At 62.7% G+C, this 25,480-nt stretch carries 28 protein-coding genes; 14 read left to right on the top strand and 14 right to left on the bottom strand.

The window, feature by feature from the left end:
- The 4 genes from AZSI13_RS17785 to AZSI13_RS00185 all read right to left on the bottom strand — a co-directional run.
- Window positions 1-676 (bottom strand): tetratricopeptide repeat protein (locus AZSI13_RS17785; protein ID WP_235609580.1); only part of this gene is annotated, 676 nt, incomplete at its 3' end.
- A gap of 150 nt (window positions 677-826) precedes the next feature.
- A complete protein-coding gene (fliE, locus tag AZSI13_RS00175) occupies window positions 827-1,150 on the bottom strand; it encodes a flagellar hook-basal body complex protein FliE (protein ID WP_109039166.1) in 324 nt (107 codons plus the stop codon).
- A 52-nt stretch (window positions 1,151-1,202) separates the two neighbouring features.
- Window positions 1,203-2,648: a sigma-54 dependent transcriptional regulator gene (locus AZSI13_RS00180; protein ID WP_109039167.1), complete on the bottom strand. Its 1,446-nt coding sequence runs from the start codon at window positions 2,646-2,648 to the stop codon at window positions 1,203-1,205.
- 9 nt (window positions 2,649-2,657) lie between these two features.
- Complete coding sequence (locus AZSI13_RS00185) at window positions 2,658-3,863, bottom strand: PAS domain-containing sensor histidine kinase (RefSeq protein ID WP_109039168.1); 1,206 nt, start codon at window positions 3,861-3,863, stop codon at window positions 2,658-2,660.
- Window positions 3,864-4,040: 177 nt separating this feature from the next.
- Between AZSI13_RS00185 and fliF the strand changes: the two genes are divergently transcribed.
- From fliF to fliR, 14 genes are all read left to right on the top strand, one after another.
- A complete protein-coding gene (gene fliF, locus AZSI13_RS18115) occupies window positions 4,041-5,168 on the top strand; it encodes a flagellar basal-body MS-ring/collar protein FliF (RefSeq protein ID WP_268807481.1) in 1,128 nt (375 codons plus the stop codon).
- Window positions 5,122-5,763: a flagellar M-ring protein FliF C-terminal domain-containing protein gene (locus AZSI13_RS18120; protein ID WP_268807482.1), complete on the top strand. Its 642-nt coding sequence runs from the start codon at window positions 5,122-5,124 to the stop codon at window positions 5,761-5,763. The genes fliF and AZSI13_RS18120 overlap by 47 nt, the downstream gene beginning before the upstream one ends.
- Window positions 5,753-6,754, top strand: coding sequence for a flagellar motor switch protein FliG (gene fliG / locus AZSI13_RS00195; RefSeq protein WP_109039169.1), 1,002 nt, complete (start codon window positions 5,753-5,755; stop codon window positions 6,752-6,754). Before AZSI13_RS18120 ends, fliG begins: the two co-directional genes overlap by 11 nt.
- Before the next feature lie 12 nt (window positions 6,755-6,766).
- A complete protein-coding gene (locus AZSI13_RS00200) occupies window positions 6,767-7,453 on the top strand; it encodes a flagellar assembly protein FliH (protein ID WP_109039170.1) in 687 nt (228 codons plus the stop codon).
- Between the two features lie 21 nt (window positions 7,454-7,474).
- The gene (gene fliI / locus AZSI13_RS00205; RefSeq protein WP_109039171.1) at window positions 7,475-8,890 is read left to right on the top strand and encodes a flagellar protein export ATPase FliI; all 1,416 of its coding nucleotides are present in this window, start codon (window positions 7,475-7,477) and stop codon (window positions 8,888-8,890) included.
- A gap of 50 nt (window positions 8,891-8,940) precedes the next feature.
- Entirely contained in the window at window positions 8,941-9,393 is a 453-nt protein-coding gene (fliJ, locus tag AZSI13_RS00210) for a flagellar export protein FliJ (RefSeq protein ID WP_109039172.1), read from the top strand.
- A 74-nt stretch (window positions 9,394-9,467) separates the two neighbouring features.
- Window positions 9,468-10,523, top strand: a complete 1,056-nt coding sequence (locus AZSI13_RS00215; protein WP_109039173.1) for a flagellar hook-length control protein FliK — start codon at window positions 9,468-9,470, stop codon at window positions 10,521-10,523.
- Between the two features lie 58 nt (window positions 10,524-10,581).
- Window positions 10,582-11,115, top strand: coding sequence for a flagellar basal body-associated protein FliL (gene fliL, locus AZSI13_RS00220; protein WP_109039174.1), 534 nt, complete (start codon window positions 10,582-10,584; stop codon window positions 11,113-11,115).
- A 25-nt stretch (window positions 11,116-11,140) separates the two neighbouring features.
- Window positions 11,141-12,145 carry a flagellar motor switch protein FliM gene (fliM, locus tag AZSI13_RS00225; protein ID WP_109039175.1) on the top strand — a complete coding sequence of 335 codons (1,005 nt, stop codon included), beginning with the start codon at window positions 11,141-11,143 and terminating at the stop codon, window positions 12,143-12,145.
- Window positions 12,138-12,584 (top strand): flagellar motor switch protein FliN, encoded by a 447-nt coding sequence (fliN, locus tag AZSI13_RS00230; protein WP_109039176.1) that lies wholly within the window; start codon window positions 12,138-12,140, stop codon window positions 12,582-12,584. The genes fliM and fliN overlap by 8 nt, the downstream gene beginning before the upstream one ends.
- Window positions 12,585-12,758: 174 nt before the next feature.
- Window positions 12,759-13,226 (top strand): flagellar biosynthetic protein FliO, encoded by a 468-nt coding sequence (fliO, locus tag AZSI13_RS00235; RefSeq protein ID WP_235609581.1) that lies wholly within the window; start codon window positions 12,759-12,761, stop codon window positions 13,224-13,226.
- Between the two features lie 2 nt (window positions 13,227-13,228).
- A complete protein-coding gene (gene fliP, locus AZSI13_RS00240) occupies window positions 13,229-13,984 on the top strand; it encodes a flagellar type III secretion system pore protein FliP (RefSeq protein WP_109039607.1) in 756 nt (251 codons plus the stop codon).
- Window positions 13,981-14,250: a flagellar biosynthesis protein FliQ gene (gene fliQ, locus AZSI13_RS00245; protein ID WP_109039178.1), complete on the top strand. Its 270-nt coding sequence runs from the start codon at window positions 13,981-13,983 to the stop codon at window positions 14,248-14,250. Before fliP ends, fliQ begins: the two co-directional genes overlap by 4 nt.
- On the top strand, window positions 14,247-15,032 hold the full coding sequence (gene fliR, locus AZSI13_RS00250; protein ID WP_109039179.1) for a flagellar biosynthetic protein FliR: 786 nt from the start codon (window positions 14,247-14,249) through the stop codon (window positions 15,030-15,032). Before fliQ ends, fliR begins: the two co-directional genes overlap by 4 nt.
- Window positions 15,033-15,070: 38 nt before the next feature.
- On the opposite strand, the gene AZSI13_RS00255 is transcribed toward fliR, so the two are convergent.
- Genes AZSI13_RS00255 through AZSI13_RS00300 form a run of 10 tightly spaced genes read right to left on the bottom strand, consistent with a single transcriptional unit; the run spans window position 15,071 to window position 25,474 of the window.
- The gene (locus tag AZSI13_RS00255; protein WP_109039180.1) at window positions 15,071-15,547 is read right to left on the bottom strand and encodes a hypothetical protein; all 477 of its coding nucleotides are present in this window, start codon (window positions 15,545-15,547) and stop codon (window positions 15,071-15,073) included.
- Window positions 15,547-16,542 (bottom strand): flagellar hook-associated protein FlgL, encoded by a 996-nt coding sequence (gene flgL / locus AZSI13_RS00260; RefSeq protein WP_109039181.1) that lies wholly within the window; start codon window positions 16,540-16,542, stop codon window positions 15,547-15,549. The genes AZSI13_RS00255 and flgL overlap by 1 nt, the downstream gene beginning before the upstream one ends.
- Before the next feature lie 29 nt (window positions 16,543-16,571).
- Complete coding sequence (gene flgK / locus AZSI13_RS00265) at window positions 16,572-18,794, bottom strand: flagellar hook-associated protein FlgK (RefSeq protein WP_109039182.1); 2,223 nt, start codon at window positions 18,792-18,794, stop codon at window positions 16,572-16,574.
- Between the two features lie 57 nt (window positions 18,795-18,851).
- The gene (flgJ, locus tag AZSI13_RS00270) at window positions 18,852-19,895 is read right to left on the bottom strand and encodes a flagellar assembly peptidoglycan hydrolase FlgJ (RefSeq protein WP_109039183.1); all 1,044 of its coding nucleotides are present in this window, start codon (window positions 19,893-19,895) and stop codon (window positions 18,852-18,854) included.
- A gap of 41 nt (window positions 19,896-19,936) precedes the next feature.
- Window positions 19,937-21,046: a flagellar basal body P-ring protein FlgI gene (locus AZSI13_RS00275; protein WP_109039608.1), complete on the bottom strand. Its 1,110-nt coding sequence runs from the start codon at window positions 21,044-21,046 to the stop codon at window positions 19,937-19,939.
- 46 nt (window positions 21,047-21,092) lie between these two features.
- On the bottom strand, window positions 21,093-21,761 hold the full coding sequence (locus tag AZSI13_RS00280) for a flagellar basal body L-ring protein FlgH (protein WP_109039184.1): 669 nt from the start codon (window positions 21,759-21,761) through the stop codon (window positions 21,093-21,095).
- Window positions 21,762-21,778: 17 nt separating this feature from the next.
- A complete protein-coding gene (flgG, locus tag AZSI13_RS00285) occupies window positions 21,779-22,561 on the bottom strand; it encodes a flagellar basal-body rod protein FlgG (protein ID WP_109039185.1) in 783 nt (260 codons plus the stop codon).
- A gap of 15 nt (window positions 22,562-22,576) precedes the next feature.
- Entirely contained in the window at window positions 22,577-23,320 is a 744-nt protein-coding gene (gene flgF / locus AZSI13_RS00290) for a flagellar basal-body rod protein FlgF (RefSeq protein ID WP_109039186.1), read from the bottom strand.
- Between the two features lie 57 nt (window positions 23,321-23,377).
- Window positions 23,378-24,772 carry a flagellar hook protein FlgE gene (flgE, locus tag AZSI13_RS00295; protein WP_109039187.1) on the bottom strand — a complete coding sequence of 465 codons (1,395 nt, stop codon included), beginning with the start codon at window positions 24,770-24,772 and terminating at the stop codon, window positions 23,378-23,380.
- 15 nt (window positions 24,773-24,787) lie between these two features.
- Window positions 24,788-25,474, bottom strand: coding sequence for a flagellar hook assembly protein FlgD (locus AZSI13_RS00300; RefSeq protein WP_109039188.1), 687 nt, complete (start codon window positions 25,472-25,474; stop codon window positions 24,788-24,790).
- Window positions 25,475-25,480 lie beyond the last annotated feature (6 nt).

Below are 25,480 nucleotides of genomic sequence, written 5' to 3' on the forward strand. Positions count from 1 at the left end.
GATCGGCCGCCGAATCGGAAATGGCCATGAAGGCGAGGGACTTGCACACCCGCTTGCCCGCCCGCACCCCTTCCGTGATGCGCTGGACCGCCTCGGCAAAACCTTCCCAGTCGCAAGCGTGGAGACGCTCGTAGCACAGCAGGCCCAGGCCATAGTCGTAATCGGGATTGAGCTTGAGCAGGCGCTCGAACATGCCGATGGCTTCTTTGCTGCTCTTGAACTCGGTCAGCAGAATGCCGCAATTGACCAGGGCGCTTTGATCATCCGGATTGATGGACAGCACTTGGTTGAAACGCACCAGGGCATCGTGGTGGCGGTGCATTTCCCGCAGCAACGCACCGCTGTTGTTGAGCACTTCGGTATAGTCCGGCTTCACCGCCAGGGCGTTGTCGTAAGCCGCCAGCGCTTCATCCCGGCGCCCCAGCTCCTTGTAGGCCTCACCCAGGGCAAACCACACCGGGGCAAACTTTGGGGCAGCCCGGCTGCCGTGTTCCAGCAGGCCGACGATATCGCCCGCCTGTCGGCGCTTGAGATAGATCACGCCGAGGGAATAGATGGCCGCCACATCGTTGGCATTGGCTTCCAGACACTTGAGAAACAGCGCCGCCGCCTCATCTTCCCGCCCTTGGTTCTGTAGTGTGATGGCCTGTACGAGCAGCGAATTGGGTGCGTTCATAAAGAGTCGAGGGATTCGTCATTGTCGCCCCGCCGCGGACACCCCAAAAGCTTCGGGCTGCCCACCGTACGGAAAAATGGCGGATAAATTCTAAAAAAAACGCACTCCGAAGAGTGCGTTGGTTCACGTCGTTGCCAAGCGTCACCCAGGTCAAACCTGGATGTTCATCACGTCCTGATAAGCGGAGACCAGCTTGTTGCGCACCTGCACCATCTCCTGGAAGGACACGTTGGCCTTCTGCAGGGCGATCATCACCTCATGCAGGTTGGCGTTGGAATCGCCGGCGGAAAAATCCTGGGCCATGGACTGGGCCTGCTGCTGGGCGGCATTGACCTGGTCGATGGAATTTTTCAGCACCTGGGCGAAATCAGCCCCGCCGGCCGCGGGGGCAGCATTATCTACCGGTTTTCCGGCAGCGGCCGCCGCGGTTCCCCGCAACTGGCCCAACAGATTGTCGATACCTTTGGTGTCCATGTACTTCTCCAACAGTCACCCTGTTATAGCAAAAGACAGGCCAGGCTGAAAGTCATTCGTTCAAATAACCGGCCAAACGGTACTGCCTGAGCTTATGACGCAAGGTACGCTCGGAAATTCCCAGTTTTTCGACGGCCAGTTTACGGGAGCCACCGACGGCCGCCAGGGTTTCCAAAATCAGTTCCCGCTCCCAGTCCTTAATACTATCGGCTTTTTTGCCACCAGACTGAAGCCCTTCTTCCTCTACCGCCATGAGCGGAGCGGCTGGCGCCGCCACCGCAGGCATTTCGATGAAACTCGGGGCAGGAGCCGGAGCTGCCATCGGGGCCGCCGGCATCGGTGCCAGCAGGGTTTGGGCAAGCGGTGCGGGACGGGCAACCAGATGCAGGTGCAGGGCATCCACCTGGTCGCCGGGAGCCAGAATCAGGGCCCGCTGGATGACATTGACCAGTTCCCGCACATTGCCGGGCCAACTGTGGCTCCTCAGGGCCTGTTCGGCCTCGGGGGTCAGCATCAGCCCGGGGCGGCCAGATTTGCCGCCCTGATCGGCAAGAAAATGCCGGGCCAGGGGCACCACATCGTCCGGTCGTTGCCGCAGGGAGGGAATGAGCAGGGGAAACACGTTGAGGCGGTAGTACAAGTCTTCCCGGAAAATACCTTTGGTCACCGCCTCCGCCATGTCCCGGTTGGAAGTGGCGACCACGCGGATATCCAGGCGTACCGGCTGTTTGCCGCCGACCCGCTCAACCTCGCGCTCTTGCAGTACGCGCAGTAGCTTGGCCTGGAGGGCCAGGGGCATTTCGGTCACTTCGTCGAGCAGCAGCGTGCCATTCTGGGCTTGCTCGAACTTGCCGGCCTGGGCCTGGTTGGCGCCGGTAAAGGCGCCTTTCTCATAACCAAAGAGGGTGGCTTCCAACAGACTTTCGGGAATGGCCGCGCAGTTGATGGCGACGAAAGGCCCTTTGCGCCGGGCCGAATGGTTGTGGATGTAGCGCGCCACCACTTCCTTGCCGACGCCGGATTCACCGGTCAGCAACACCGTGGCATCGGTCTGAGCCACCCGTGCCGCCAGGGAAAAGAGATTGCGGGAAGCCGCATCCACGGCCACCACGTCGGAATCCTCACCCATGGCGGGCAGGCGGTAACGGGCCACATGCTCCAGCAGGGCCTTGGGCTCGAAGGGCTTGAGAAGAAAATCGCAGGCACCAGCCCGCATGGCCTCCACCGCCCGGTCTACGTCGGCAAAGGCCGTCATCAGCACGACCGGCAAATGGGGGTAATGGCCGCGGATTTCCTTCAGTAGGGTAATGCCGTCCATGGGCTCCATGCGCACGTCGCTGACGACGATAGCCACCGGCCGCTCGGCCAGCAGGCGCAGGGCATCGGGCCCGGAAGGGGCGGCCAGCACGGCTTCCCCGGCCAACTCAAGGGTGTCGACCACGGCCTCCCGCAGGTTGGGATCATCTTCCACGACCAGGATGGGCAGATTGTTCGCCATCGGTGTTTCCTAGCTTTCCGCAACAAATCGGCTGGCCGGACCGGCCGGCAGCTCAATAGTGAATTCAGAACCTTCGCCGAGCCGGGAGCGGACCGCAATGGTCCCGCCGTGGGCTCGTGCCACTCCCAGAGCAATTGCCAGGCCAAGTCCCGTCCCCTGGCCCCGGGTGGTGAAAAAAGGCTCGAAAATCCGGGACTGGGCTTCCGGGGCAATCCCCGGGCCCGTATCCCGTACTTGCAGGTAGGCGCGACCGGCTTCGATGCGGGCCTCCAGATCCACCCGGCGAGGCCGGTCGGCCTGACCTTCGCAGACCTGCAAGGCGTTTTCCAACAGATTGGTGAGGGCGCCGGCAATGGCCTTGCGCCCGCCCATGATGATGAAATCCCCCACTTCGGCCCGGACCTGGAATTCCACGCCGTGGCGCTTCATCAGGGGCTCCACCGCGTGTTCAGCCTCCGCCACCAGGGCCGCTACGGGAATCGCCTCCCGGCCGATGCTCTCGCCCCGGGCGAACAGCAGCACATCCTGGATCAGTCGCTCCAGGCGCTTCAACTGCTCGGTGGCCTTGTCGGCAAAGCGGGTGCGGGCCTCTTCCGCCAGATCCGGCTTCCCCAGGTTGCTGCTGTAGAGCAGGGCGGTGGCCAGGGGAGTGCGCAGCTGATGGGCCAGGGAAGCCGCCATCTCGCCCATGGCCGCCAGGCGCTGGTTGCGCTCCAGGTTGGCCTTCATTTCATGGGCATGGGTAATGTCGTGAACCAGCAAAATCCGGCCACCCGCGGAATCCAGGGGACTTTCTGCAATACTCACACGCCGCCCGCCCACCTGCCACTCTTCCGGCGCCGGGGTCGGCGCCAGGCTGCGCCCGGCCACGCCGGACCACTCCTCGCCCACCAGATTTTCACCAAACATGGCCTTGGCCGCCGGGTTGGACTCGGTCACCCGGGAAGCGCTGTCCAGCACCACCACACCGGCCGGCAGGGCATTGAGCAGCAGGGAAAGACGTTCGGAAAGCGCTTCCTTTTCCTGGTACTGGCGCAGCAGCTCGCCATTGGCCACTGCCAGTTCCGCCGTCAGGGAGGTGACACGCCCCTGGAGGGCCTCGTAGGCCTGGGTCAGTTCCTGGGAAACTTGGTTGAAAACGTCAAAGGCCTTTTGCAGCTCCTGGGCCTTGGCGTCCGGGCGCTCCTGCACCGGCTCCGGCAGCGATGGGGACATGGGAAAGAAGACGAGAGTTGATTGCAATAAGCGGATACAATATAGAATATTTCTGAAAAAATTTCGCTTTTTGCTTGATTATTAGCTGATTATTGAAGAAGCGGAGGGATGACTCCCCTGATCTCCGCCTCCGGCCAGCGCTCCCCATTTCAGGCTCAGCACAACACATACTCATCAATGGCGGCAACCCAGGATACTGTAGATAGCCCGGCCTCCCAGCCCTTCAACCGGCTCAGCGAAAAAGTTCGCGAAGCCCTGGGCCGGCTGAGCAACCAGCAGAAAATCGCCCTGATGGTGGCGGTCGCCGCCATCGCCGCCCTGCTCATCGGCACTTTCCTGTGGAGTCGGCAGCCCGATTACAAGGTGCTGTTCAGCAATCTGACGGAGAAGGATGGCGGCACCATCATCACCGCCCTCGAGCAGCTCAACGTCCCCTACAAATTCACGGAAGGCGGCGGCGCCATTCTGGTGCCCGGGGAGCGGGTCCATGAAGTCCGCCTGCGCCTGGCCACCCAGGGCTTGCCCAAGGGCGGCGGCGTCGGTTTCGAACTGATGGAAAACCAGAAGTTCGGCATCAGCCAGTTCGCCGAACAGGTCAATTTTCAGCGCGCCCTGGAAGGCGAGCTGGGCCGCACCATCCAGTCCGTCGCCGCCGTCGAGGCCGCCCGGGTACACCTGGCCATTCCCAAGCCCTCCGTCTTCGTGCGGGAAGAGCAGAAACCCACCGCCTCGGTAATGGTGCATCTGCATCCCGGCCGCACCCTGGAACCGGCTCAGGTGGCAGGTATCGTGCATCTGGTCTCTTCCAGCGTGCCCCAGCTGCCCATGTCCAACGTGACGGTGATCGACCAGAACGGCAACCTGATCTCCCAGCTGAAGAGCAAGCTCATCGAGGCAGGCCTGGACCCCACCCAGATCAAGTACGTGCAGGAAGTCGAAGCCAGCGTCATCAAGCGTATCGACGACATCCTGGCGCCGGTCGTCGGCACCGGCAACTCCCGTGTGCAGGTGGCCGCCGACGTTGATTTTTCCCAGACCGAGCAGACGGCGGAAAGCTACCGGCCCAACACGACGCCGCCGGACATCAGCATCCGCAGCCAGCAGACCTCCGAAACAGCCAACGTCAACCCGCCCGCCCAGGGCGTTCCCGGGGCATTGACCAACCAGCCGCCGGTGCCCGCCACCGCCCCCATTACTTCACCGGCCGTGCCCGGCCAGCCTGCTACCGCCGCCACCGGGGCAGATCAACGCCGCCGGCGTGCAGGCGCCCATTTATTCCGCCGGCCAGCCCATCAATACGCGTAAGGATTCCACCATCAACTACGAGGTGGATAAGACCATTCGCTACGTCAAGCAGTCGGTGGGGGTCATCAAACGCCTCTCCGTCGCGGTGGTGGTCAACAACAAGAAGGATGTGGCCAAAGACGGCAAGCCGACCACCCGCCCCCTCAACGAGACCGAACTGAAGCAGATCAACGACCTGGTGCGTGAAGCCATGGGCTATGCGAAGGAGCGGGGCGATACCCTGTCCGTCGCCAATGCCGCCTTCACCCCGGTGGAGAAGGCCGAGGAGCCGCCGGTCTGGAAGCAGTTCGTGACGCCTGACGTGGGCAAGGAGTTGATCAAGTACCTGCTCATCGGCGCCATCGTCCTGTACATTCTGCTGGCCGTGGTCCGCCCCATCCTGCGCACCATGTTCCCGCCCCCGGCCCCGCCGGAAGAGCTGGAAGAAGGCGACGAGGACGAAGAGGGCGTGGAAGTGGATCTCACCGCCATGGGCGGCGATGCCATCCTTGCCACCTACGAGGGCAAGCTACACAAGGCCAGGGAAATCGCCAACGCCGATCCCAAGGCGGTGGCCAACATTATCAAGGATTGGATAGGCGCAAATGCCGGCTAGCGAAGATGGCCTGGAAAAGGCCGCCATACTCCTGATCGCCCTCGGCGAGGAAAATGCCGCCTCCGTGCTGCAGCAGCTCGGCCCCCGGGAAGTGCAGAAGCTGGGCCACGCCATGGCCAGCCTGCGCACCGTGCCCCGGGCCCGGGTGGAATCGGTGCTGGAGGAATTTCACACCATCCACCACGAACACGCGGCCGTGCATGTGGATACGGACGCCTATATCCGCAATGTGCTGACCAAGGCCCTGGGCGACGACAAGGCCTCCAATCTCATTTCCCGCATTCTTCAGGGCGGTGAGACCTCGGGTATTGAAGGCCTGAAGTGGATGGACGCCAGCACCGTGGCGGACCTGATCCGCAACGAGCACCCCCAGATTATCGCCACCATTCTGGTGCACCTGGAACACGATCATTCCAGCGAAATCCTCAGCATGTTCCCGGAGCGCCTGCGCAACGACGTCATCCTGCGGGTCGCTACCCTGGAAGGCGTGCAGCCAGCCGCCCTGCGGGAACTCAACGATGTCATGCTGCGCCTGCTCTCCGGCTCCGCCAACATCAAGAAATCCGCCATGGGCGGGGTGCGTACCGTGGCCGAAATCCTCAACTTCATGGGATCGGCCAACGAAACCTCGGTCATCGACTCGGTGCGGGAATACGACCCGGACCTGGCTCAGAAAATCCTCGACGAAATGTTCGTCTTCGAAAATCTGCTGGACCTGGACGACCGCAGCATCCAGTTGCTGCTACGCGAAATCCAGTCCGACTCCCTCATCCTGGCCATGAAGGGCGCCTCGGAAAACCTGCGGGAGAAGATTTTCAAGAACATGTCCCAGCGGGCCGCCGAAATGCTTCGGGAAGACCTGGAAGCCAAGGGGCCAGTACGGATCTCGGAAGTGGAAGCCGAGCAGAAGGAAATCCTCAAGATCGTCCGCCGCCTGGCCGACGAAGGCCAGATCGTCCTGGGTGGCAAGGGCGGCGAGGAAATGATTTAAGCGCCAGCCCCTATGACCGGCTACATCCCCAAGGAAAAACTGACCGCCTACGAGCGCTGGGAACTGGCGGCCTTCGATGCGCCGCCCGAGCCCCCGCCTGCACCCGAACCAGAGGCGGCGTTCGCTCCAGAACCGGAGCCCGTGGCGCCCCCGGTGCACGAAGAGCCGGTGGAAGCCGTCCCCCTGCCGACAGCAGAGGACATTGAGCGCATCCACAATGAGGCCCATGAGGCCGGCTACCAGGCCGGCTACGAAGAAGGGGCGGCCCAAGCCAAGGCCGAAGCGGAGCGGCTGGACGGGCTCATGCACAGTCTGGCCCAGTCCCTGCAGACCTTCGACCAGCAGGTTGCCGACCAGCTGCTCGCCCTGGGCCTGGAAATCGCCCGCCAGCTTACTCGCAGCGCCCTCAAGGTCAAGCCGGAACTGATCCTGCCGGTGGTCCGGGAAGCCCTGGCTGCCCTACCGGTAAGCCACGGCCATCCCAGCCTGACCCTGAACCCGAAGGATGCCGCCCTGCTGCGGGAGCAACTGGGCGACCAGATCAGCCACGGTGGCTGGCGCCTGCTGGAAGACCCGGAAATGGCGGCCGGCGGTTGCCGTGTCCAGGCCGGTGCCAGCGACATCGACGCCAGCCTGGAAACCCGCTGGAAGCGTGTTCTCGAATCCATCGGCACCCAGCAGGACTGGCTCCAGGGCTAGTTCCCCAGACAAGCCCCCGTCGTGAATTCCGCCCCCCCGCCCTCCTCCCTCGCCCTCTGGCAGCAGTTCCTCGAAAACTGCACCGAGGCGGCCGCCAATGCCCATCCCCTGCTGCCTTCCGGGCACCTGACGCGGATCAACGGCCTGGTCATGGAAGCCGCCGGCCTCAAGCTGCCCCTGGGCAGTTCCTGCCGGGTCATTCCCCCCGGCGGATCCTCGGTGGAGGCCGAGGTGGTCGGCTTCAACGGCGAAAAGCTCTTCCTCATGCCGTCGGACGACGTTTACGGTCTTTCTCCCGGGGCCACCGTGGTGGCTCTGGAAACCCCTTCGCCCCCGCCCCTGATCGGCAAGACGGCACCTTACCGGCGCCGCTCGGCGGACAAAGGCAAGCTGGTGCCCGTCGGCATGAGCCTGCTCGGCCGCGTGGTGGATGGCGCCGGGCGTCCCCTAGATGGCCTCGGCCCCCTCAACGCCGAAGCCCTGCGCCCCCTGCACAGCCGGCCGGTGAACCCCATGTCCCGGGCCCCCATCAGCCGTACCCTGGATGTGGGGGTGCGCGCCATCAACGGCCTGCTCACCGTCGGCCAGGGCCAGCGCATGGGCCTCTTCGCCGGCTCCGGCGTCGGCAAATCGGTGCTGCTGGGCATGATGGCCCGCTATACCGAGGCCGAAATCATCGTCGTCGGCCTGATCGGCGAACGGGGCCGGGAAGTGAAGGAGTTCATCGAACAGATTCTCGGCGACGAAGGCCGGCGCCGTTCTGCCGTCATCGCTGCCCCGGCCGACACCAGCCCGCTGATGCGCCTGCAGGGCGCCGCCTACGCCACCGCCGTGGCCGAGTACTTCCGCGACCAGGGCAAGCAAGTGCTGCTGATCATGGATTCCCTCACCCGCTACGCCATGGCCCAGCGGGAGATCGCCCTGGCCATCGGCGAGCCACCGGTGACCCGGGGCTACCCGCCCTCCGTCTTCGCCCGCCTGCCCCAACTGGTGGAACGGGCCGGTAACGGCCCTGACGGCGGCGGTTCCATCACTGCCTTCTACACTGTGCTGGCCGAAGGCGACGACCAGCAGGACCCCATCGCCGACTCGGCGCGCGCCATCTTGGACGGCCACATTGTGCTCAATCGCCTGCTGGCCGATGCCGGCCATTACCCGGCCATCGACATCGAGCAATCCATCAGCCGGGCCATGGTCAGCCTCATTCCGCCCAGCCAGTTCGATCTGGTGCGCCGTTTCAAGCAGCTCTACTCCCGCTACCAGCGTTCCCGGGACCTGATCGCCGTGGGCGCCTACGTGCCTGGCTCGGACCCCATGGTGGATCAGGCCATTCAGCTCATGCCGGTGCTGGAACGCTTCCTGCAGCAGGATTTGTCCGACCGCTCCTCCTACGAACAGACCCTGGGCCTGTTGCAGCAGATTTTCCCCACCGTCTGATACCGGTCGGCCCCATGTTCTAGAATGGGGACAAACCACCGGACGCTCCCATGACCAAGCCCTTCACCCTGCAACCGCTGCTGGAACTGATGCAGACCCGGGCCGACGACGCCACCAAGGAGCTGGGGCGACGCATTGCGGCGGAGCAGGACACCAAGGCCAAGCTCAACATGCTCGTCCAGTATCGGGACGAGTACGCCGAGCGCTTCCGCCAGGCTGCCGGCCAGGGCCTTTCCCCAGCCAGCTGGCGCAATTTCCAGGAATTCATCGGGCGCATCGACGAAGCCATCGCCCAGCAGCGGGTGGTGGTCCTGACGTCGGAGCAACACACTGCCGAAGGCCAGGCCCAATGGCTGACCCAGCACCACAAGCTGAAAGCCATCGACACCCTGGCCCACCGTCATCTGGCGGCGGAAGCGGCACGGGAACAAAAGCAGGAACAGAAACAGCAGGATGAATTCTCCGCCCGCAAGCGGCTGGATGAGCGCCCGGACGGCACCTGACTCCCCGCCCAGGTGGCCACTGGCACGCTGCTTGCTCAAGTCCAGCAACTTCCGATTGCGGATGAGAGAAAACCATGCCCAGCCCTGTCATTAGCGCCCCCCCCACCTCCGTCGCCCCCATGGCCGCACCGGCCAGTTCCGGGGCCGGTGCCGCCGACGCCCTTGCTTCATTGCAGGGCAATGGCACTATCGGCGCGGATTTTGCAGCCTTGCTGCTGGCCCAGATCGGCGCCGGTGCCGACGGCCCCGGGCTCCCGATCACCCCGGTTGCAGAATCCTCGGAAGAGAGCGAAACACCTTCCGGCGACCTCTCGGCATTGTTTGCCGCCCTCTCCCTGGCCCCCCCGCCCGGCCAGAACACGGCCATCAAAACGGAAGCCAGCGGCGATGCTCTATCCGGCGCCGGCAAAGGCGCAGCGGCCATCGGCGGTGATGCCCTGGGCAGCGCAGTCGGCGACAACCTGCGCCTCAACGCCCAGGGCGGCAACGGTGCCAATGCCGGCGGCAATGATGCCCAGGACGGCAAATCGGCAAAATTTGCCGCTTTTGATGCCACCCTGAAGCAGGCCGAAGCCAAGGCCGACATTTCCGCCCCGGTCATGCCCGAAGCGCCGGCCGCCGTGCATAGCGCCCACCAGGCCCACGGCAGCCCCAACACCAACAACACCGCAGCCATTCAGGCCCGAGTGGATACGCCAGTGCGTGATCCCGCCTTCGGTCAGGAATTCAGCCAGAAGATCGTCTGGATGGCCGGCCAGGACAAGCAGACTGCCCAGCTGAGCCTCAACCCGCCCCAGCTCGGCCCGGTGGAAATCAGCCTGAAGATCACGGGCGACCAAGCCACTGCTGTCTTCGCCTCACCCCACGCAGAGGTGCGGGAAGCCATCGAAGCCGCCCTGCCCCGCCTGCGGGAAATGATGAGTTCCGCCGGACTGGAACTGGGCCAGGCGAATGTCAGTAGCCAATCTTTCCAGCAGCAGCAACAGCAGCAGGCCCAACAGAGCCAGGGCGGCAACGCCCGGGCAGGCAGCCCAGGCGGTATACTTGACGACTCGCCCAACGGCGCTGCATCCACCTCCGGGACCCAGGCCATCCGCCAGGGCAACGGATTGGTCGACACCTTCGTCTGAACCTGCACCGAACATAATCACGACCGCTCAAGCGGCATAACGAACAGAGGAGTCCACTATGGCGAAAGCCGAGGCAAAACCGGCCGCTGACGGCGAACAGGCCCCGAAAAAGAAGGGCAAGCTGCTCATCATCATCATTGCCGCGGTGGTCCTGCTCGGTGCCATCGGCGGTGGCGCCCTGTTCATGCTCAAGTCCTCCAGCCACGACGACGAGGAAGAAGTGGCCAGCGAAACCGCCGCCAAGCCAAAGAAAAAGAGCGGCAAGGAAGCCCAGCCGGTTTACGTGGCCCTGGAAACTTTTACCGTGAACCTGATGCCCGACCAGGGAGAGCAGTACCTGCAGGTCGCCATTTCCATTGAACTGGACGATGCTGCGGCTGGCGAGAAGATCAAGGTATACATGCCCAAACTGCGCAATACCGTGATGCTGCTGCTGTCCAGCAAGAAGGGCTCCGATCTCGTCACGACGGAAGGCAAGGAGGCGCTGGCCCTGGAAATTCGCCAGCAGATGAATACGGTGCTGGAGCCCAACTCCAAAGCCAAGGACACTCCGGTCAAGGAAGTGTTGTTCACTTCCTTCATCATTCAGTAGGCAAACTGAGAGCGATCGAAAAGCGATGTCCCAGGATTTCCTGTCCCAGGAAGAGGTCGACGCCCTGCTCAAGGGCGTGACCGGCGAGAGCGACGAACCCGAACATTCGGACGATGCTCAGGCCGGCGTGCGTGCCTACAACCTGGGTACCCAGGAGCGCATCGTGCGTGGGCGCATGCCCACCATGGAGCTGATCAACGAGCGTTTCGCCCGTTACCTGCGCATCGGCCTTTTCAACTACATGCACCGCAACGCCGAAATCTCGGTGGGGCCGATCAAGGTGCAGAAGTACAGCGAATTCATCCGCAACCTGGTGGTGCCCACCAACCTCAACCTGATTTCGGTGAAGCCCCTGCGGGGTACGGCCCTGGTCATCTTCGATCCGAACCTGGTCTTCCTGGTAGTGGACAACATGTTCGGCGGCGACGGCCGCTTTCATACCCGGGTCGAAGGCCGCGATTTCACGGCCACCGAGCAGCGCATCATCCAGGGTATGCTGAATGTGGTCTTCGCCGAATACGAACGTTCCTGGAAGCCGGTGCACGAACTGAAGTTCGAGTACATCCGCTCGGAAATGAACTCCCAGTTCGCCAACATCGCCACACCATCGGAAATCGTCGTCTCCACCTCGTTTACCCTGGAATTCGGCGGCGCCACCGCCGACATGCACATCTGCATGCCCTACTCCATGGTGGAGCCGATCCGCGACCTGCTCTACAGCACCATGCAGAGCGACCAGCTATCCACGGACAAACGCTGGGTCGGCACCCTGCGGCGGCAGTTGCAGACCGCCGAGGTAGAGCTGGTGGCCAACCTGGCCCATGCCACCGTTTCCCTGCGCCAGGTACTGAAAATGAAACCTGGCGACGTCATTCCCGTAATCATTCCCGAAACCCTGATGGTGGAAGTCGATAGCGTCGCCATCATGGAATGCAAATACGGCCAGCAAAGTAACCAGTACGCCCTCAAGGTGGAACGATTTATCGCGGCGGATAATCCCGATGCGCCGCAGGGAGAAGCCAATGGCTGACGAAAATACCGAGAATTCCCAGGATATCGCCGACGCCATCGGCGAAGACGACTGGGCGGCAGCCATGGCCGAGCAGGCCATCGCCGAAAGCGAAACTGCCGCCGCCCCTGCCCCGGCCGCCCAGCCGGCCGACATTTTCCAGTCTTTCGGTGGTGCCGAGCAGCAGAACGGCATGATGCGGGAACTGGACATGATCCTGGACATCCCGGTGCAGCTCACCGTGGAACTGGGACGGACCAAGATCACCATCAAGAACCTGCTGCAACTGGCCCACGGTTCCGTGGTGGAACTGGATGCCCTGGCGGGTGAGCCGATGGATGTGCTGGTGAACGGCACCCTCATCGCCCAGGGGGAAGTGGTGGTGGTGAACGACAAGTTCGGTATCCGCCTCACCGACATCATCACCCCCTCGGAGCGCATGCGTAAGCTGGGACGCTGAGCTGCCCCTGGCCGGCTCCGGCCCGCGCCACCGCCGCCGCCCTGCAGTGCGGCGGTTTTTTATTTTTGGGGCATGGATTACCATAGAGGCCGTTTTCCCAGGTCGGCCCAACCGGGCCGCTTCTCCCGCTCAGCCGGGCACTTACCCAGCCTTTTCCCGTTGCCGGACACCTTTGTGCCAGCCCATTTGCTCCGCCTCGCCCGCCTTTCCCCACGAATCCTCGGTGCCCTAACCGGCGTCCTGCCGCTTCTCGCCTGGGGACAGCAGCAGGCAGCCGCCAGCGCGCCACCTCCCGGCATCTCCGGCAGCAGCGTGCTGCAGGCCCTGTTCGGCCTGCTAGTGGTGCTTGGCTTGCTGGTCGCTGCCACCTTTTTCATGCGCCGTATCTACGGCGGCCGCCCCTTTGGCCAGGGCCCCCTGAAACTGCTTGGCGGCATCGCCGTGGGCAACCGGGAGCGCATCCTGCTGGTGGAAGTGGAAGACACCTGGCTGGTGATCGGCATGGCCCCAGGCCAGTTCCGCACCCTGCATACCCTGCCCAAGGGCCAGCTGCCCCAGGGCCTGCCGGGTTCGCCGGGCCAGCCCTCCTTCGCCCACTGGCTGAACCAGGTCATGGCCCGCAAGAACAACCCGCCCGAATGACCATGAAACGCTGCTCCATTCCCTCCCTGATCGTATTCCTCAGCCTGCTTCTGGCGCCTCTGGCGGCCATGGCCCAGGCCGGCGGCCTACCGGCCTTCACCAGCAGCCCGGCCCCTGGCGGCGGACAGAACTACACCCTGTCCATCCAGACCCTGCTAACCCTGACGGCCCTCACCTTCATTCCCGCCGTGCTGCTGATGATGACTGCCTTCACCCGCATCATCATCGTTCTCTCCATGCTGCGCCACGCCATGGGCCTGCAGACCACGCCCCCCAACCAGGTCTTGCTGGGACTGGCGCTGTTCCTTACTTTTTTCATCATGTCGCCGGTGGCTGACCGGGTCTATACCGAAGCCTACGTTCCCCTGGCGGAAAACAAGATCACCTTCATGCAGGCCCTGGAACGGGCCGAGCAGCCGGTGCGGGGCTTCATGCTGAAGCAGACCCGGGAGGCCGATATCGCCCTCTTTGCCGGCTTTGCCAACATCAAGAACATCGAGAGCCCGGATAAAGTCCCTCTGCGCATCCTGGTGCCCGCCTTCGTCACCTCCGAGCTGAAAACGGCGTTCCAGATCGGTTTCATCATCTTCATCCCCTTCCTCATCATCGACATGGTGGTGGGCAGCGTGCTCATGTCCATGGGCATGATGATGATGTCGCCGGTGATGGTGGCCATGCCCTTCAAGATGATGCTATTCGTGCTGGTGGATGGCTGGCATCTGATCCTTGGTTCCCTGGTCCAGAGTTTCGCCACATGACCCCCGAAACCGTCATGAATATCGGCCGCCAGGCCGTGGAAATCACCATCCTGGTCTCCTCTCCGGTGCTCATCGTGGCCCTGGTGGTAGGTCTCCTGATCAGCGTTTTCCAGGCAGCCACCTCTCTCAACGAGACCACCCTCTCCTTTGTGCCCAAGATCATCGCCATGTTCCTCACCCTGGTGTTCGCCGGGCCGTGGATGCTGCAGATGATGACCGACTACATCCAGCGCCTCTTTTCCAGCATTCCGAGTCTCATCGGATGATCAGCTTCACCTCGGCCCAGCTCAACGCCTGGATCGCGGCCTTCATCTTCCCCCTGATCCGCATCCTGGCATTCGTTGCCGCGGCTCCGGTCTTCAACAATGCGGCCGTGCCGCGGCGGGTCAGGCTGATACTGGGCCTGGCTCTGGCCGCCGCCATCGTTCCCACCGTCCCTCCCCTGCCCCCCATGGAGCCGGCCTCGGGCATCGGCCTGGCCATTCTGGCCCAGCAGATCCTGATCGGCCTGTCCCTGGCTTTTGTCATGCGCCTGATTTTTGCCGGCATCACCATGGCCGGCGAACTGATGAGCTTTCAGATGGGCTTGGGCTTCGCGACACTCTACGATCCCCAGAATACGGCCCAGACCGGGGTGGTGGCAGAGGTGGTCACCCTGTGTGCCACCCTGGTATTTCTGGCCTTGAATGGCCATCTGTTGATGATTGCCGGCCTGGCGGACAGCTTCCGCACCATTCCCATCGCCACCCCTTCGGTGACTGCCGGGCTCTGGCTCAACCTGGCGGAAGCCGGTACCCAGATTTTCCGCATCGGGTTGCTGCTGTCCCTACCCGTGGTCATTGCCCTGATAATCACCAACCTGGCCTTGTCCATCCTCTCCCGGGCCGCCCCCCAGCTCAACCTGATGGCGGTGGGATTTCCCGTCACCCTGACCATCGGCCTGGGCATCCTGGCCCTCAGCCTGCCTTATATGGTGGAGCCCTTGACTCGCCTGTTCGATGAAGGATTCCGCCTTACCCTGACGGTGCTGGCGCCCATCAAGCGCTGATGGCAGACGGAGCCATGGCCCCAATGGGCTGATATGTCTCAGCGGGCCGGCGCGGTGTTCTTGCCGGCCATCTGGATCAGGCCCTGGGCATAGCGCTGGGCCACCGGTGTCGAAGACTCGATGCCTTCGTAGTAATCCACCACCCGATAGCTGGCAAACCCCTGCTCCCGGCGCAATTGCTCGGCCCGGCGCTTGATGACCAGCATGGCTTCCCCGGAACCGCCGGTATGGAAGCGTTTCATTTTCAGATCGAAGACGTAGACGTCGTCCGCCACCTTGGCTTCCACCAGCTCCCAGTTGGGCGCCAGGGGATCATAGACGTTGTACAGCACCCAGGCACCAGCCCCTGCCAGCAGCAGCTTTTCCAGGGAGTAGGAAATGGTCTCGGTGAGCCGGAATTCGGCCGCCGGCACCAGGGTGGATTTATGCGGATAAGGCCCGCCCAGGCTGTCCCACTTGGCACAGCCGGCCAGGCCCAGGACCAGCGCCGCCGCCAGTACGCTCGCGCTGCGCATCAGAGCATGCTGAACAGGTTGAGGCTGGAAACCGTGGTGAAGGCCTTCTGAGCAGCCTGCAATTGCACCTGCTGCTTGCTCAGATCCGACAGGGCGGAGGCGTAGTCCAGGTCCCGCAGGTTGGAAATGATCGAGGAATACTGGACGTCGATATCGGAACTGGCTTCGCCCAGGGAATCGAGCTCGCTGAGGCGGGCGCCGACGGAGGAACGAACGCGCACGGCGTTGTCCTTGGAGGCATAGAGATTGTCCAGGGCCTTGCTGATTTCCCCCGGCAGGGCCGCGGCGGCCACCGGATCATTGGCCACCGGCTTCTTCAGGGTATCCACCAGATTCTGCACGGTATCGAAGATGCTCTGGTTGGAGACGTTGCCGTTACGGTCCCGCACCCGCATGAAAATATCGGCACCGGATTCGCTGATGGGCATCTGGCGCGAGGCATCCACCTGCAGTTCCCGGGTTCCCTGGTCGCCGTTGAAGGAGACGTAGTTGTTGGCCGGCAGGGTCAGGTCCGTTGGATCAAAGCTGTAATAGGGCCCCGAGGTGCCGCTGACATTGAATGGGCGTACCGTGGATTGATAGCCAGAGAACAGGTAATGGCCGTTGCCGTCCTGGCTGTTGGCCACCGACACCAACTCCTTCAGGCGCTCCTCCAGTTCCGTGGCGATAGCTGAGCGGTTAGCATCGTTAAGGGTGGTATTGCCGGCCTGGATCGTCTTGTCCAGGATTTCCTGCATGGTATTGACCGTCGTGTTCAGCTGGGTTTCCACCAGCTTGAGGCTGTCCTTGGCCTGGCCCTGGTTCTCCATGTAGCGCTTGTTTACTTCCTGGGCCTGGATATTGACTAGAACCTGGGAGGCGGCGACAGGGTCGTCCTCGGGCGTGACGACGCGGCGGCCGGTGGCGATCTGGTTGTAGGTCTTGAGCTGGGCGGCCTGGTTGTTCAGGATCCCGGAGGTTCCCGAATTGAAGATCATGTTGGTGCTGATGCGCATGGTGGCAGCTCCCTAAAACACACCGGTCATTAACGGCCGATGGAAAGCACGGTGCTGAAAAGCTCCGAAGCGATGGTCATCATCTTGGCGGAGGCTTGGTAAGCCTGCTGGAATTTCAGCAGATTGGCAGCTTCTTCATCCAGGTTGACCCCGGACTGGGCTTCCCGGGCGGAGATGCCCTGGTCCGCCAGGGCCTGCTGGGCATCCCGGGTGACCTGGACTTCCCGGGTCTTGTTACCAATGTTGCTGACCAGGCGGGCATAGGCTGCCTGGTAGGAAGAGGCACCGCCATCCACCGTTCCCTGGGTCTGCAACTGGCCCAGGAGGTTGGCATTGCGGCCATCCGAAGTACCGCCGGTATTGCGGTCCAGGGTAAAAGTGTCGCTGTCCTTCGGATTGCCGCTGATTTCAAAGCTGATGCCGTTGATCGTGTATTTGGTGGAGGGATTGGTATAGGGGATCGACGAGGCACCATTGACCGTATGGGTACCGGTGGCGTCGGTGTAGGTCACGTCGAAGGTAGCACCAGCGCCGTTCACAGAGAAGTCCAGGTTGCCGCCGTTGAAGGTCATCTTCACGGTGCCGGTGCTGCCGGCCGTCGGCGCCGTATAACCAGCCACCACGTTGCCGGCGGAAATGACGCCACTCCCCGTATTGGCATTGGCGGAACCGGTGCGTACCGGCTGGCCAGCGGCAAACAGGCGGGTATCGGCCGCCAAGGCCTTGTTCACCGAGATGTTGCGGGCAATTTCCCGGGTCGGCTGAATCAAAAAAGAATCGCCCGGCTGGGGGGAGGCTGAAGCAGGAACACTCAATTCTGGGAAGCGGATATTAATTCCTTCACTGTCCGCAATTTTTGCGGCCAATGGACCTACACCACCCAAAGTAGCCGAATCCCACTTCGCCCCATCCGTGAGACGCGTAACAGTATAGTCGGTACCGTCGTAGCTCACCCGGTAGTCGCTGGCCGTGATGTTGGTGGCGTAATGGCCGCTGCTCATGTCCAGGGTGGTACCGGTATCGTCGTACACCTGCTGCATGAGGTTGTTCAGGTTGGTATCGGACCAGGGCGACGGTGCCGCACCGGAGGCACTGCTCACCGTATAGGTCCCGGAAACCGAGTCGTAGGCCATCTTGAAGGCCCCGCCATTGAGTACCAGGGGCGGCGGCTGAACATAGCTGGCAGTCATTTCGACCGTCTTGTCCTTGTTCAGCGCATTGGGCCAGACCCGGGGATCGGAAATATTGAAAAAATTGGCGTTGAAGTCCGCGTCGGCCGGCACGTTGATGTTGCCGAGCATGTCCTGGCCCAGGGCGTGCTGGGCATTGAAGGTCAGGGCCACGGAGACAGCCACCTGGCCCAGGGCATTGGCGGCCTTGTCCAGGGATTCGGAACGGAAGCTCAGCAGGCCGCCCAGGTTGCCGCCGGTGAACAGGTACTCAGGCATTTCCTGGGAGCTGGTGGCAGTGGTCAGGCCGATAGCCATGCGCTGGGGGTCGGCGGCCGAGGGGCGAACCTGCAGGGAGTTGGCGCGGGTGCCCACCACCAGTTGCTGGCCGGTGCCGATGAAGACGCTGAAGGCACCGTTGGATTCCTCCACCGTGGTCACTGCCACTTCCTTGTTCAGTTCGGCGACGAGCTGATCCCGCTGATCCAGCAGGGAGTTGGCCGGCTGGTTCACCGCCGCCTGGGCGACGATGATGCGCTCGTTCAGCTCGGCAATCTGCTGGGCGTAGGAATTGATGGCCGATACAGTGCTTTCCAGCTGCCCGTTAACCCCGGCGTACATGCTGCTGAGGCGGGATTCCAGATTCTGCAGGCGGGAGGAAAAGGTCTGGGCCGAAGAGATCAGCGAATCCCGGGAGGTGGTCAGGGCCGGGTTGGAAGCCACGGTCTGCACGCCCTTGAAGAGATCCTGCAGGGTGGGCGACAGGCCGGCCTTGTCGTCGGCCAGCATGTTGTCGATCTGCTTGATCTGGTCGTAGTACTTGGAAAGTTCGCTGGCCTTGGTCTGGGACTGGTTGATCTGGTCCGTGATAACCTGATTGTAGATACGGGTGACGGTATCCACTCGGGTGCCCATGCCGATATAGCCGGACCCGGTGGCAATCGAAATATTGTTGGATTGGCCGATGCGCTGGCGGTTGTAGCCCGGGGTATCGACGTTGGCGATGTTGTTGCCGGTGACCAGCAGCCCGACCTGGGCGGCGCTGATGCCGGTGATACCGATACCGAATAATCCATTGGACATGACGCACCTCGATTCCTGCCGTATTCAACGGCAAACTGCAGCGAAAATTTAGGCAGGTCAGCCCTGAAGGGCTTGGCGCAGGGTGGGACCGTTGATGATGCGCCCCAGCTTCTCGGCGTACATCGGGTCCGTCGCGTAACCTGCCTGTTGCAGGGATCGAGCAAACTCCATGCCATCCTGTTGCCCCAGGGCACCGGCAAAGCGGGGCCGCTGCAACAGGCTGGCGTAATCACGGAAGGCTTCGGCATAGGAGCCGTAAGCCCGGAATTTTTCCTTGGTGGTCTGGGCCACGCCGCCCACATATTCGGTGGTGGTGGCGTCCACAGTGGCGCCTTGCCAGCCCTTGCCGGCCTTGACGCCGAACAGGTTGTAGCTGGGGCTGCCGTCAGCCCGGCGAATCTCGGACTTGCCCCAGCCGGTTTCCAGGGCGGCATGTGCCACCATGAAATGGGCCGGCACCCCGGTGGCCTGGGAGGCCGATACGGCGTGGGGCCACAGGCGATTGACGAAGTCCTTGCCGCCGGCACCGGCAGCACCGGCCGAAGCGGCAGATTCGTCGGTTGCCGCGGCAGGATTTGCCGTCACGGCAGCCGCCGCCCCCGCATTGGCCGCCTGGGCAGCATTTCTCGCAGCAGTCTTCTGGGCAATGCGCTCCCGGGCCAACAGCAGGGCCTGCTGCATCCGCTCCGGCGACATGCCGGCGGCCGCGGCGCTTTCGGAGAGGCCATTGCCAACGCTTCCCTGGCCGCCAACGCCAATTGCTGCGCCATCCGCAGCCCCTTCGGGGTCCGGCGGCAGGAACCGCCCCATCTGCTGCTCGATCAGCCGGGCAAAACCCAACTGGCCGGAGGAAGAGAGCTTCTGGGCCAGCTGCTGGTCGAGCATGGAGGTGTAAAAGCGGGTCTGATCGCTGCTGAACATCCCGTCCTGGGGCAGCGTATCCCGCATGCTCTTCAACATCATGTTGAGGAACAGGGACTCGAACTCCTGGGCCACCTTCTTCAGGCCCTCCCGGGGACTCTGCTTCAGCTTCAGGCGCAGGTCCTCCGTCTGCCGCACATCGGCGGCCAGGCGGTTGGTGGAGAAGTCGTCGGCTTTCATGGCAGGCGAATTTTAGGCGTGTCCGGGCGCCGGGTCACGCCTTAGATCACTTCCAGCTCGGCCCGCAGGGCGCCGGCCGCCTTCATGGCCTGGAGGATCGCCAGCAGATCCTGGGGATTGGCCCCCAGGGCATTCAGGGCCTTCACCACGTCGGCCAGGTTGGCACTGGCCTTGACGTTCTGCAGGGCACCGTTGTCCTGCTTGATCTGGATATCCGCGTTGTTGGTCACGGCCGTCTGGCCACCGGACAGGGCATTGGGCTGGCTAACGTTGGCCTGGTTGCCCACCACCACATTGAGGTTGCCGTGGGCTACGGCGCAGTTATCCACCGTCACCGCCTGGTTCATCACCACCGAACCGGTACGGGCATTGACGATGACCTTGGCCGGCTGCTTCATGGGCTGAACATCGAGGTTTTCGACCCGGCCGAGGAAAGCGACCCGGGCATTGGTGTCTTCCGGCGCCCGCACCTGGATCACCCGGCCATCCAGGGCCTGGGCTACAGCGCCAAAGTCGCGGCCCATTTCCTTGTTGATGGCATCGACGATGCGGCGGGCGGTACCGAAGTCCGTGGTATTCAGTTCGTAATGCACATAGGGCCCCTGACCCACCGGGGTAGGCACGCTGCGTTCCACCGTCGCCCCGCCTGCAATGCGGCCGGCCGACAGGTGATTGATCTGGGCGGAGGAGCCACCGGCGGAAGCTCCAGCACCGCCCACCAGCACGTTGCCTTGAGCCATGGCGTAGACATTGCCATCGGCGCCCTTCAGGGGCGTCATGACCAGGGTGCCGCCCCGCAGGCTCTTGGCATTACCCATGGAGGAGACCGTGATGTCGATCTGCTGGCCGGGCTTGGCAAAGGCTGGCAGGGTTGCGGTGACCATGACGGCGGCCACATTACGCAATTGCAGGGACTGGCCCGGCGGCATGGTGATGCCGAGCTGGGAGAGCATGTTGATGATGCTCTGGACGGTAAAGGGGGTCTGGGTCGTCTGGTCGCCGCTGCCATCCAGGCCCACCACCAGGCCGTAACCGACCAGTTGGTTGGAGCGGACCCCCTGAACGCTGGCCAGGTCCTTGATCCGCTCGGCCTGGGCCGGCAGGGGCAACAGCGGCAAAAGGGCGGCGGCAAGAATTGCCACCCCCCGCATGGTTTTGCCGAATTTTCCGTCCATGATCCTTCTCCTGCGTTTTCTCCTAGAACGGCAGGAAGGAAAGGAAGAATCGTGCCAACCACCCCATGACCTGGGCTTCGTTGATGAAACCGGAGGATTTGTACTCGATCCGGGCATCTGCCATCTGGGAGGAATTAACCGTATTGGCCGCCGTGACCTGGTAGGGATTGACCACCCCGGAAACCCGGATGAATTCCTGGCCCTGGCCAATCGCCACCTGCTTCTCGCCGGAAACCAGCAGGTTGCCGTTGGGCAGCACTTCGATCACCGTCGCCGTCATGGTGCCGGTAAACACGTTGCTGCTGCCGGATTCGCCCTTGCCGGAGAAGGTATTGGAACTGCTGGCCTGGGCATTCAGCCCCTGGAAGGTTTTGCCGGGCACGCCGGTCAGCCCGGTCACCGAGGCGTTGATGGCGCCGGTCTTCTCGGCACTGGTATTGCCCTTGATGGAGGCCTGGGTGTTCTCGACGATGTTGACGATGATGGTATCGCCGACGAACCTCGCCCGGCGATCCTCGAACAGGGGCCGGCTGGCGCTCTGCTGGAAGATGCCGCCATTGTTGGAAGCCAGGTCGGCCCGGGGCTGGGGCCGGATGGTCATGGGCTGATGCACGTTGGTGGGCGGCACCGAGGCGCAACCTCCCAGCAGGGCCAGGAGGGTGGCAAATGCGGCAAGAAGGGGCTTGGTCATGGTCGTTCTCCCCGGTCTTACATCTGGGTCAGGCGGGCCAGCATCTGGTCCGAGGTGGAGACCACCTTGGAATTGAGCTCATAGGCCCGCTGGGTTTGAATCATGGTCACCAGTTCCTCGGCAACGTTCACGTTGGAGGTTTCCACATAGTTCTGGTTAAGCACCCCCAGGCCGTTGGTGCCCGGGGTGTTGGGCGTGGGCGTGCCGCTGGCGGAGGTTTCGAGGAAGAGGTTTTCGCCAACGCTCTGCAGGCCCGACGGGTTGATGAAGCTGACCAGCTGGATGGCGCCGATCTGCACCGATGCCGTATTGCCGGGCTGGGTGATGCTCACCGTGCCGTCCTTGCCGATGGTCAGGGACAGGGCATTTTGGGGAATGGTGATGCTGGGCTGCAGCGGATAGCCGCTGGCGGTCACCATCTGGCCCTGGTTATCCTTGTGGAAGGAGCCATCCCGGGTATAGGCGGTGGAGCCGTCCGGCATCAGGATCTGGAAGAAGCCGGCGCCGTTGATGGCCACATCGAGGCCGTTACCGGTCTGTTGCAGGTTGCCCTGGGTGTGAATGCGCTCGGTGGAGACGGGCTTCACACCGGTACCCAGCTGCAGGCCGGCGGGAATCTGGGTCTGCTGGGAAGACTGGGCACCGGGCTGGCGCAGGGTCTGGTAGAGCAGGTCCTCGAAGACGGCGCGGGACTTCTTGAAGCCATTGGTGGAGGTGTTCGCCAGGTTGTTGGCGATCACATCCATCTGCATCTGCTGGGCATCAAGGCCGGTGCGGGAAATCCAGAGGGAGCGAATCATGGTCGTATCCTAGGCTTAACGCGTCACGGTCAGGAGCTGGCTGGCAGCCCGGGCGTTGGTATCGGCGTTCTGCAACATCTTCATTTGCATCTCGAACTGGCGGGCGATGGAGATCATGTTCACCATGGCATCCACCACGTTCACATTGCTGCCTTCCAGGGTTTCGGGGGCCAGGCGCACATTGGCGTCCAGATTGGCCGGCTGGCCATTCTTCTGGCGGAACAGGCCATCGGCACCGCGTTCCAGCTGGTCTTCCGGGGGATTGACCAGCTTGACGCGCCCCACCACGTTGGTGGTGTTGGGCACGCCGAAGGTGGGCACCACGGAAATGGTGCCGTCCGGGGCCACGGAAATCGAGGAATCCGGCGGAATGGTGATGGGGCCGCCTTCGCCCAACACGTTCTGGCCTTCCTTGGTCTGCAGCTGGCCGTTGGCATTGACATCGAAGCTGCCGGCCCGGGTATAGGCTTCCTTGCCGTCGGCCCCCTGCACGGCGATCCAGCCCTTGCCCTGGACGGCCACGTCCAGGGAGCGGCCGGTGTAACTCATGGGACCCTGGTCCATCACATCCTTGACCGAGGCATCCACGGTGAAGGCCCGGGTCGGGAAACCCTCGCCCTGCACCTGCACCGCCCGGAAATGATGCTCCTGGGAACGGTAGCCGGTGGTCGCCGCGTTCGCCAGGTTGTGCGCCACGCCGGCCTGCCGCAGGAAGGCATGCTTGGCGCCAGTCATGGCGGTATAGATTAGGCGGTCCATGGAGGGCTCGGTAGTCGGTTAGTTCAGGGTCAGTACGGTATTCAATCAGTTCAGGGATCAGCGCAGATTGACGATGGTCTGCATGATCTGATCCTGAGTCTTGATGGTCTGGGAATTTGCCTGATAGTTACGCTGCTGCGTAATCATCTTCACCAATTCCGAAGTCAGATCCACGTTCGACTCCTCCACGGCGTTGGATTGCACCTGGCCCAGACGGCCGGAGCCCGGCGCATCCACTGTCGGCTGACCGGAGATGGAGGTTTCGATCCACTGATTACCGCCGATGGATTGCAGGCCGTTGGGGTTCTCAAAGTTCGCTAACACCATCTGACCGATGTTGCGGGTTTGGCCGTTGCTGTAGCGGCCCTGCACCACGCCGTCATTGCCGATGTTCAAGCCGGACAGGTTGCCGGAGGTGTAACCGTCCTGCACCAGGCGACCGGTGGAGAAAGCAGCACCGTATTGGGAGGTACCGGCCAGGTTCAAGGTAAATGGGGCAATCGGAGAAGCCCCGGCGGTGCCCCAGCTACTGGCCCCCCAGGACGGGCGATTCAGATTGGTGGCAACATTTTCCAGGTCGATGCTGACCTGGATGCCGGTGGTCAGACCCGGCGTGGCGGCCGCATCGGTGAGGGGTTCCATCTGGCCCAGGGAATTGAAAGTCACCTTGATCGGCGTTTCCAGGTTGGGCACATCGCCGCCAGCGGCGGACATTTCGGTGCCATCCACATTGCCGTACATGTTCCAGGTACCGACGGGGTCGGCCGGGTCATCGCTCTTGGCGAAGTACAAGGTCATGGTGTGGGGATTCCCCAGGGTGTCGTAGATCGACATGGCCGTGGAGTAGTTGTACATGCTGGGGCTGATGGTCGGCACCTTGGAGCCGGACATCGAGGTGAAGTCCCAAGGCACGGTCGGCGGGGAAACCCGGGAGTCCAGGTTCACGCTGACTTCGGCGCCGAGGATACTACCGCCCTTGCTTTGCCCGGTTGCCACCGGAGAGAGCTTCAGCAGGTCGGGGGTCAGCTGCAGTTCCTTGGGATTCTGGGGGCGGATGGTGCCATCGCCGGCGGCCGGATAGCCGGTCAGACGCAGATTCTGGTCATTGACGATATAGCCGTTCTTATCCAGGTGGAACTGGCCGTTGCGGCTGTAGCTGATGGTGCCGTTGTTGCTCAGGCGGAAAAAGCCGTTGCCATTGATGGCTACATCCAGGGTGTTGTTGGTGGTGGAAACGTTGCCCTGGGTGAATTGCTGCATGATCCCGGCCAGGTTGGTACCGATACCGACCTGGCTGGCGCCGCCGGCGCCGAGGGAGGCAGCATAGACGTCGGCAAAGTGGGCATCGGACATCTTGAAGCCGACAGTGCTGGAGTTGGCCACGTTGTTGCCGATCACATCCAGTGCTTTGGCCGAGGTATTCAGGCCGCTCAAGCCTTGTTGGAATGCCATGTCGTTCTCCTGCCTTTACAGAATCTGCCGCACGTCGTCGAAATTCATCAGGCTTCCGGTGCCTACATCCAGCTGGAAGCCACTGCTCCCCCGAACTACAGCATTTACCGTGCCAACCTGCAGGGGCTGGGAGGTGACCTTGTTGGTGCCCTTGAGCGCCGCCACCGACACCGTGTAGGAGCCGTTGGCCAGCACGGTACCGGCATCGTTCTTACCGTCCCAGGCGTAGAGGTGGCTGCCGGCAGTGGCCTTGCCCATTTCGACAGTTCGCACCACCAGGCCGTTGGCATCCTTGACGGTCAACGTGACCTTGTCTGCATCCCCTTCCAGCTCGAAACCGCCGACGGCAACACCGTCGGTGAGGCCAATATTGCCGCCCGGCACCAGGACATTCTTGCCGAGCATGGAGGCAGCCTGCATGGATTGGCCGTCGTCGTAGATGTTCAGCACCTTTTCCATGGTGGAATTGAGCTTCTCAATGCCACTCACCGTGTTGATCTGGGCCAGTTGGCTGGTCATCTCGGCGCTCTGCATGGGATTGAGCGGGTCCTGATTCTGCAGCTGGGTCACCAGCATGGTCATGAACTGGCTCTGAATGTCGTCCGAGGTCGACTTGGTCTTTCCCGTGGTTTTGTTGGTGGAAACCCCGTTCAGATAGGCATAGGGATCCGTGGTCGTGGAATTGGCAGCATTGGTGGCCATGGCAAT

Source organism: Azospira sp. I13 (genome assembly GCF_003112695.1).
Lineage (GTDB): Bacteria > Pseudomonadota > Gammaproteobacteria > Burkholderiales > Rhodocyclaceae > Azospira.

Excerpts from the sequence above, each read along its gene's own strand:
- fliE (WP_109039166.1), bottom strand. The coding sequence starts at position 1,150 with ATGGACACCAAAGGTATCGACAATCTGTTGGGCCAGTTGCGGGGAACC.
- AZSI13_RS00180 (WP_109039167.1), bottom strand. The coding sequence starts at position 2,648 with ATGGCGAACAATCTGCCCATCCTGGTCGTGGAAGATGATCCCAACCTG.
- AZSI13_RS00185 (WP_109039168.1), bottom strand. The coding sequence starts at position 3,863 with ATGTCCCCATCGCTGCCGGAGCCGGTGCAGGAGCGCCCGGACGCCAAG.
- fliF (WP_268807481.1), top strand. The coding sequence starts at position 4,041 with ATGGCGGCAACCCAGGATACTGTAGATAGCCCGGCCTCCCAGCCCTTC.
- fliG (WP_109039169.1), top strand. The coding sequence starts at position 5,753 with ATGCCGGCTAGCGAAGATGGCCTGGAAAAGGCCGCCATACTCCTGATC.
- AZSI13_RS00200 (WP_109039170.1), top strand. The coding sequence starts at position 6,767 with ATGACCGGCTACATCCCCAAGGAAAAACTGACCGCCTACGAGCGCTGG.
- fliJ (WP_109039172.1), top strand. The coding sequence starts at position 8,941 with ATGACCAAGCCCTTCACCCTGCAACCGCTGCTGGAACTGATGCAGACC.
- AZSI13_RS00215 (WP_109039173.1), top strand. The coding sequence starts at position 9,468 with ATGCCCAGCCCTGTCATTAGCGCCCCCCCCACCTCCGTCGCCCCCATG.
- fliL (WP_109039174.1), top strand. The coding sequence starts at position 10,582 with ATGGCGAAAGCCGAGGCAAAACCGGCCGCTGACGGCGAACAGGCCCCG.
- fliM (WP_109039175.1), top strand. The coding sequence starts at position 11,141 with ATGTCCCAGGATTTCCTGTCCCAGGAAGAGGTCGACGCCCTGCTCAAG.
- fliN (WP_109039176.1), top strand. The coding sequence starts at position 12,138 with ATGGCTGACGAAAATACCGAGAATTCCCAGGATATCGCCGACGCCATC.
- fliP (WP_109039607.1), top strand. The coding sequence starts at position 13,229 with ATGAAACGCTGCTCCATTCCCTCCCTGATCGTATTCCTCAGCCTGCTT.
- fliQ (WP_109039178.1), top strand. The coding sequence starts at position 13,981 with ATGACCCCCGAAACCGTCATGAATATCGGCCGCCAGGCCGTGGAAATC.
- fliR (WP_109039179.1), top strand. The coding sequence starts at position 14,247 with ATGATCAGCTTCACCTCGGCCCAGCTCAACGCCTGGATCGCGGCCTTC.
- AZSI13_RS00255 (WP_109039180.1), bottom strand. The coding sequence starts at position 15,547 with ATGCGCAGCGCGAGCGTACTGGCGGCGGCGCTGGTCCTGGGCCTGGCC.
- flgL (WP_109039181.1), bottom strand. The coding sequence starts at position 16,542 with ATGCGCATCAGCACCAACATGATCTTCAATTCGGGAACCTCCGGGATC.
- flgK (WP_109039182.1), bottom strand. The coding sequence starts at position 18,794 with ATGTCCAATGGATTATTCGGTATCGGTATCACCGGCATCAGCGCCGCC.
- flgJ (WP_109039183.1), bottom strand. The coding sequence starts at position 19,895 with ATGAAAGCCGACGACTTCTCCACCAACCGCCTGGCCGCCGATGTGCGG.
- AZSI13_RS00275 (WP_109039608.1), bottom strand. The coding sequence starts at position 21,046 with ATGCGGGGGGTGGCAATTCTTGCCGCCGCCCTTTTGCCGCTGTTGCCC.
- AZSI13_RS00280 (WP_109039184.1), bottom strand. The coding sequence starts at position 21,761 with ATGACCAAGCCCCTTCTTGCCGCATTTGCCACCCTCCTGGCCCTGCTG.
- flgG (WP_109039185.1), bottom strand. The coding sequence starts at position 22,561 with ATGATTCGCTCCCTCTGGATTTCCCGCACCGGCCTTGATGCCCAGCAG.
- flgF (WP_109039186.1), bottom strand. The coding sequence starts at position 23,320 with ATGGACCGCCTAATCTATACCGCCATGACTGGCGCCAAGCATGCCTTC.
- flgE (WP_109039187.1), bottom strand. The coding sequence starts at position 24,772 with ATGGCATTCCAACAAGGCTTGAGCGGCCTGAATACCTCGGCCAAAGCA.
- AZSI13_RS00300 (WP_109039188.1), bottom strand. The coding sequence starts at position 25,474 with ATGGCCACCAATGCTGCCAATTCCACGACCACGGATCCCTATGCCTAT.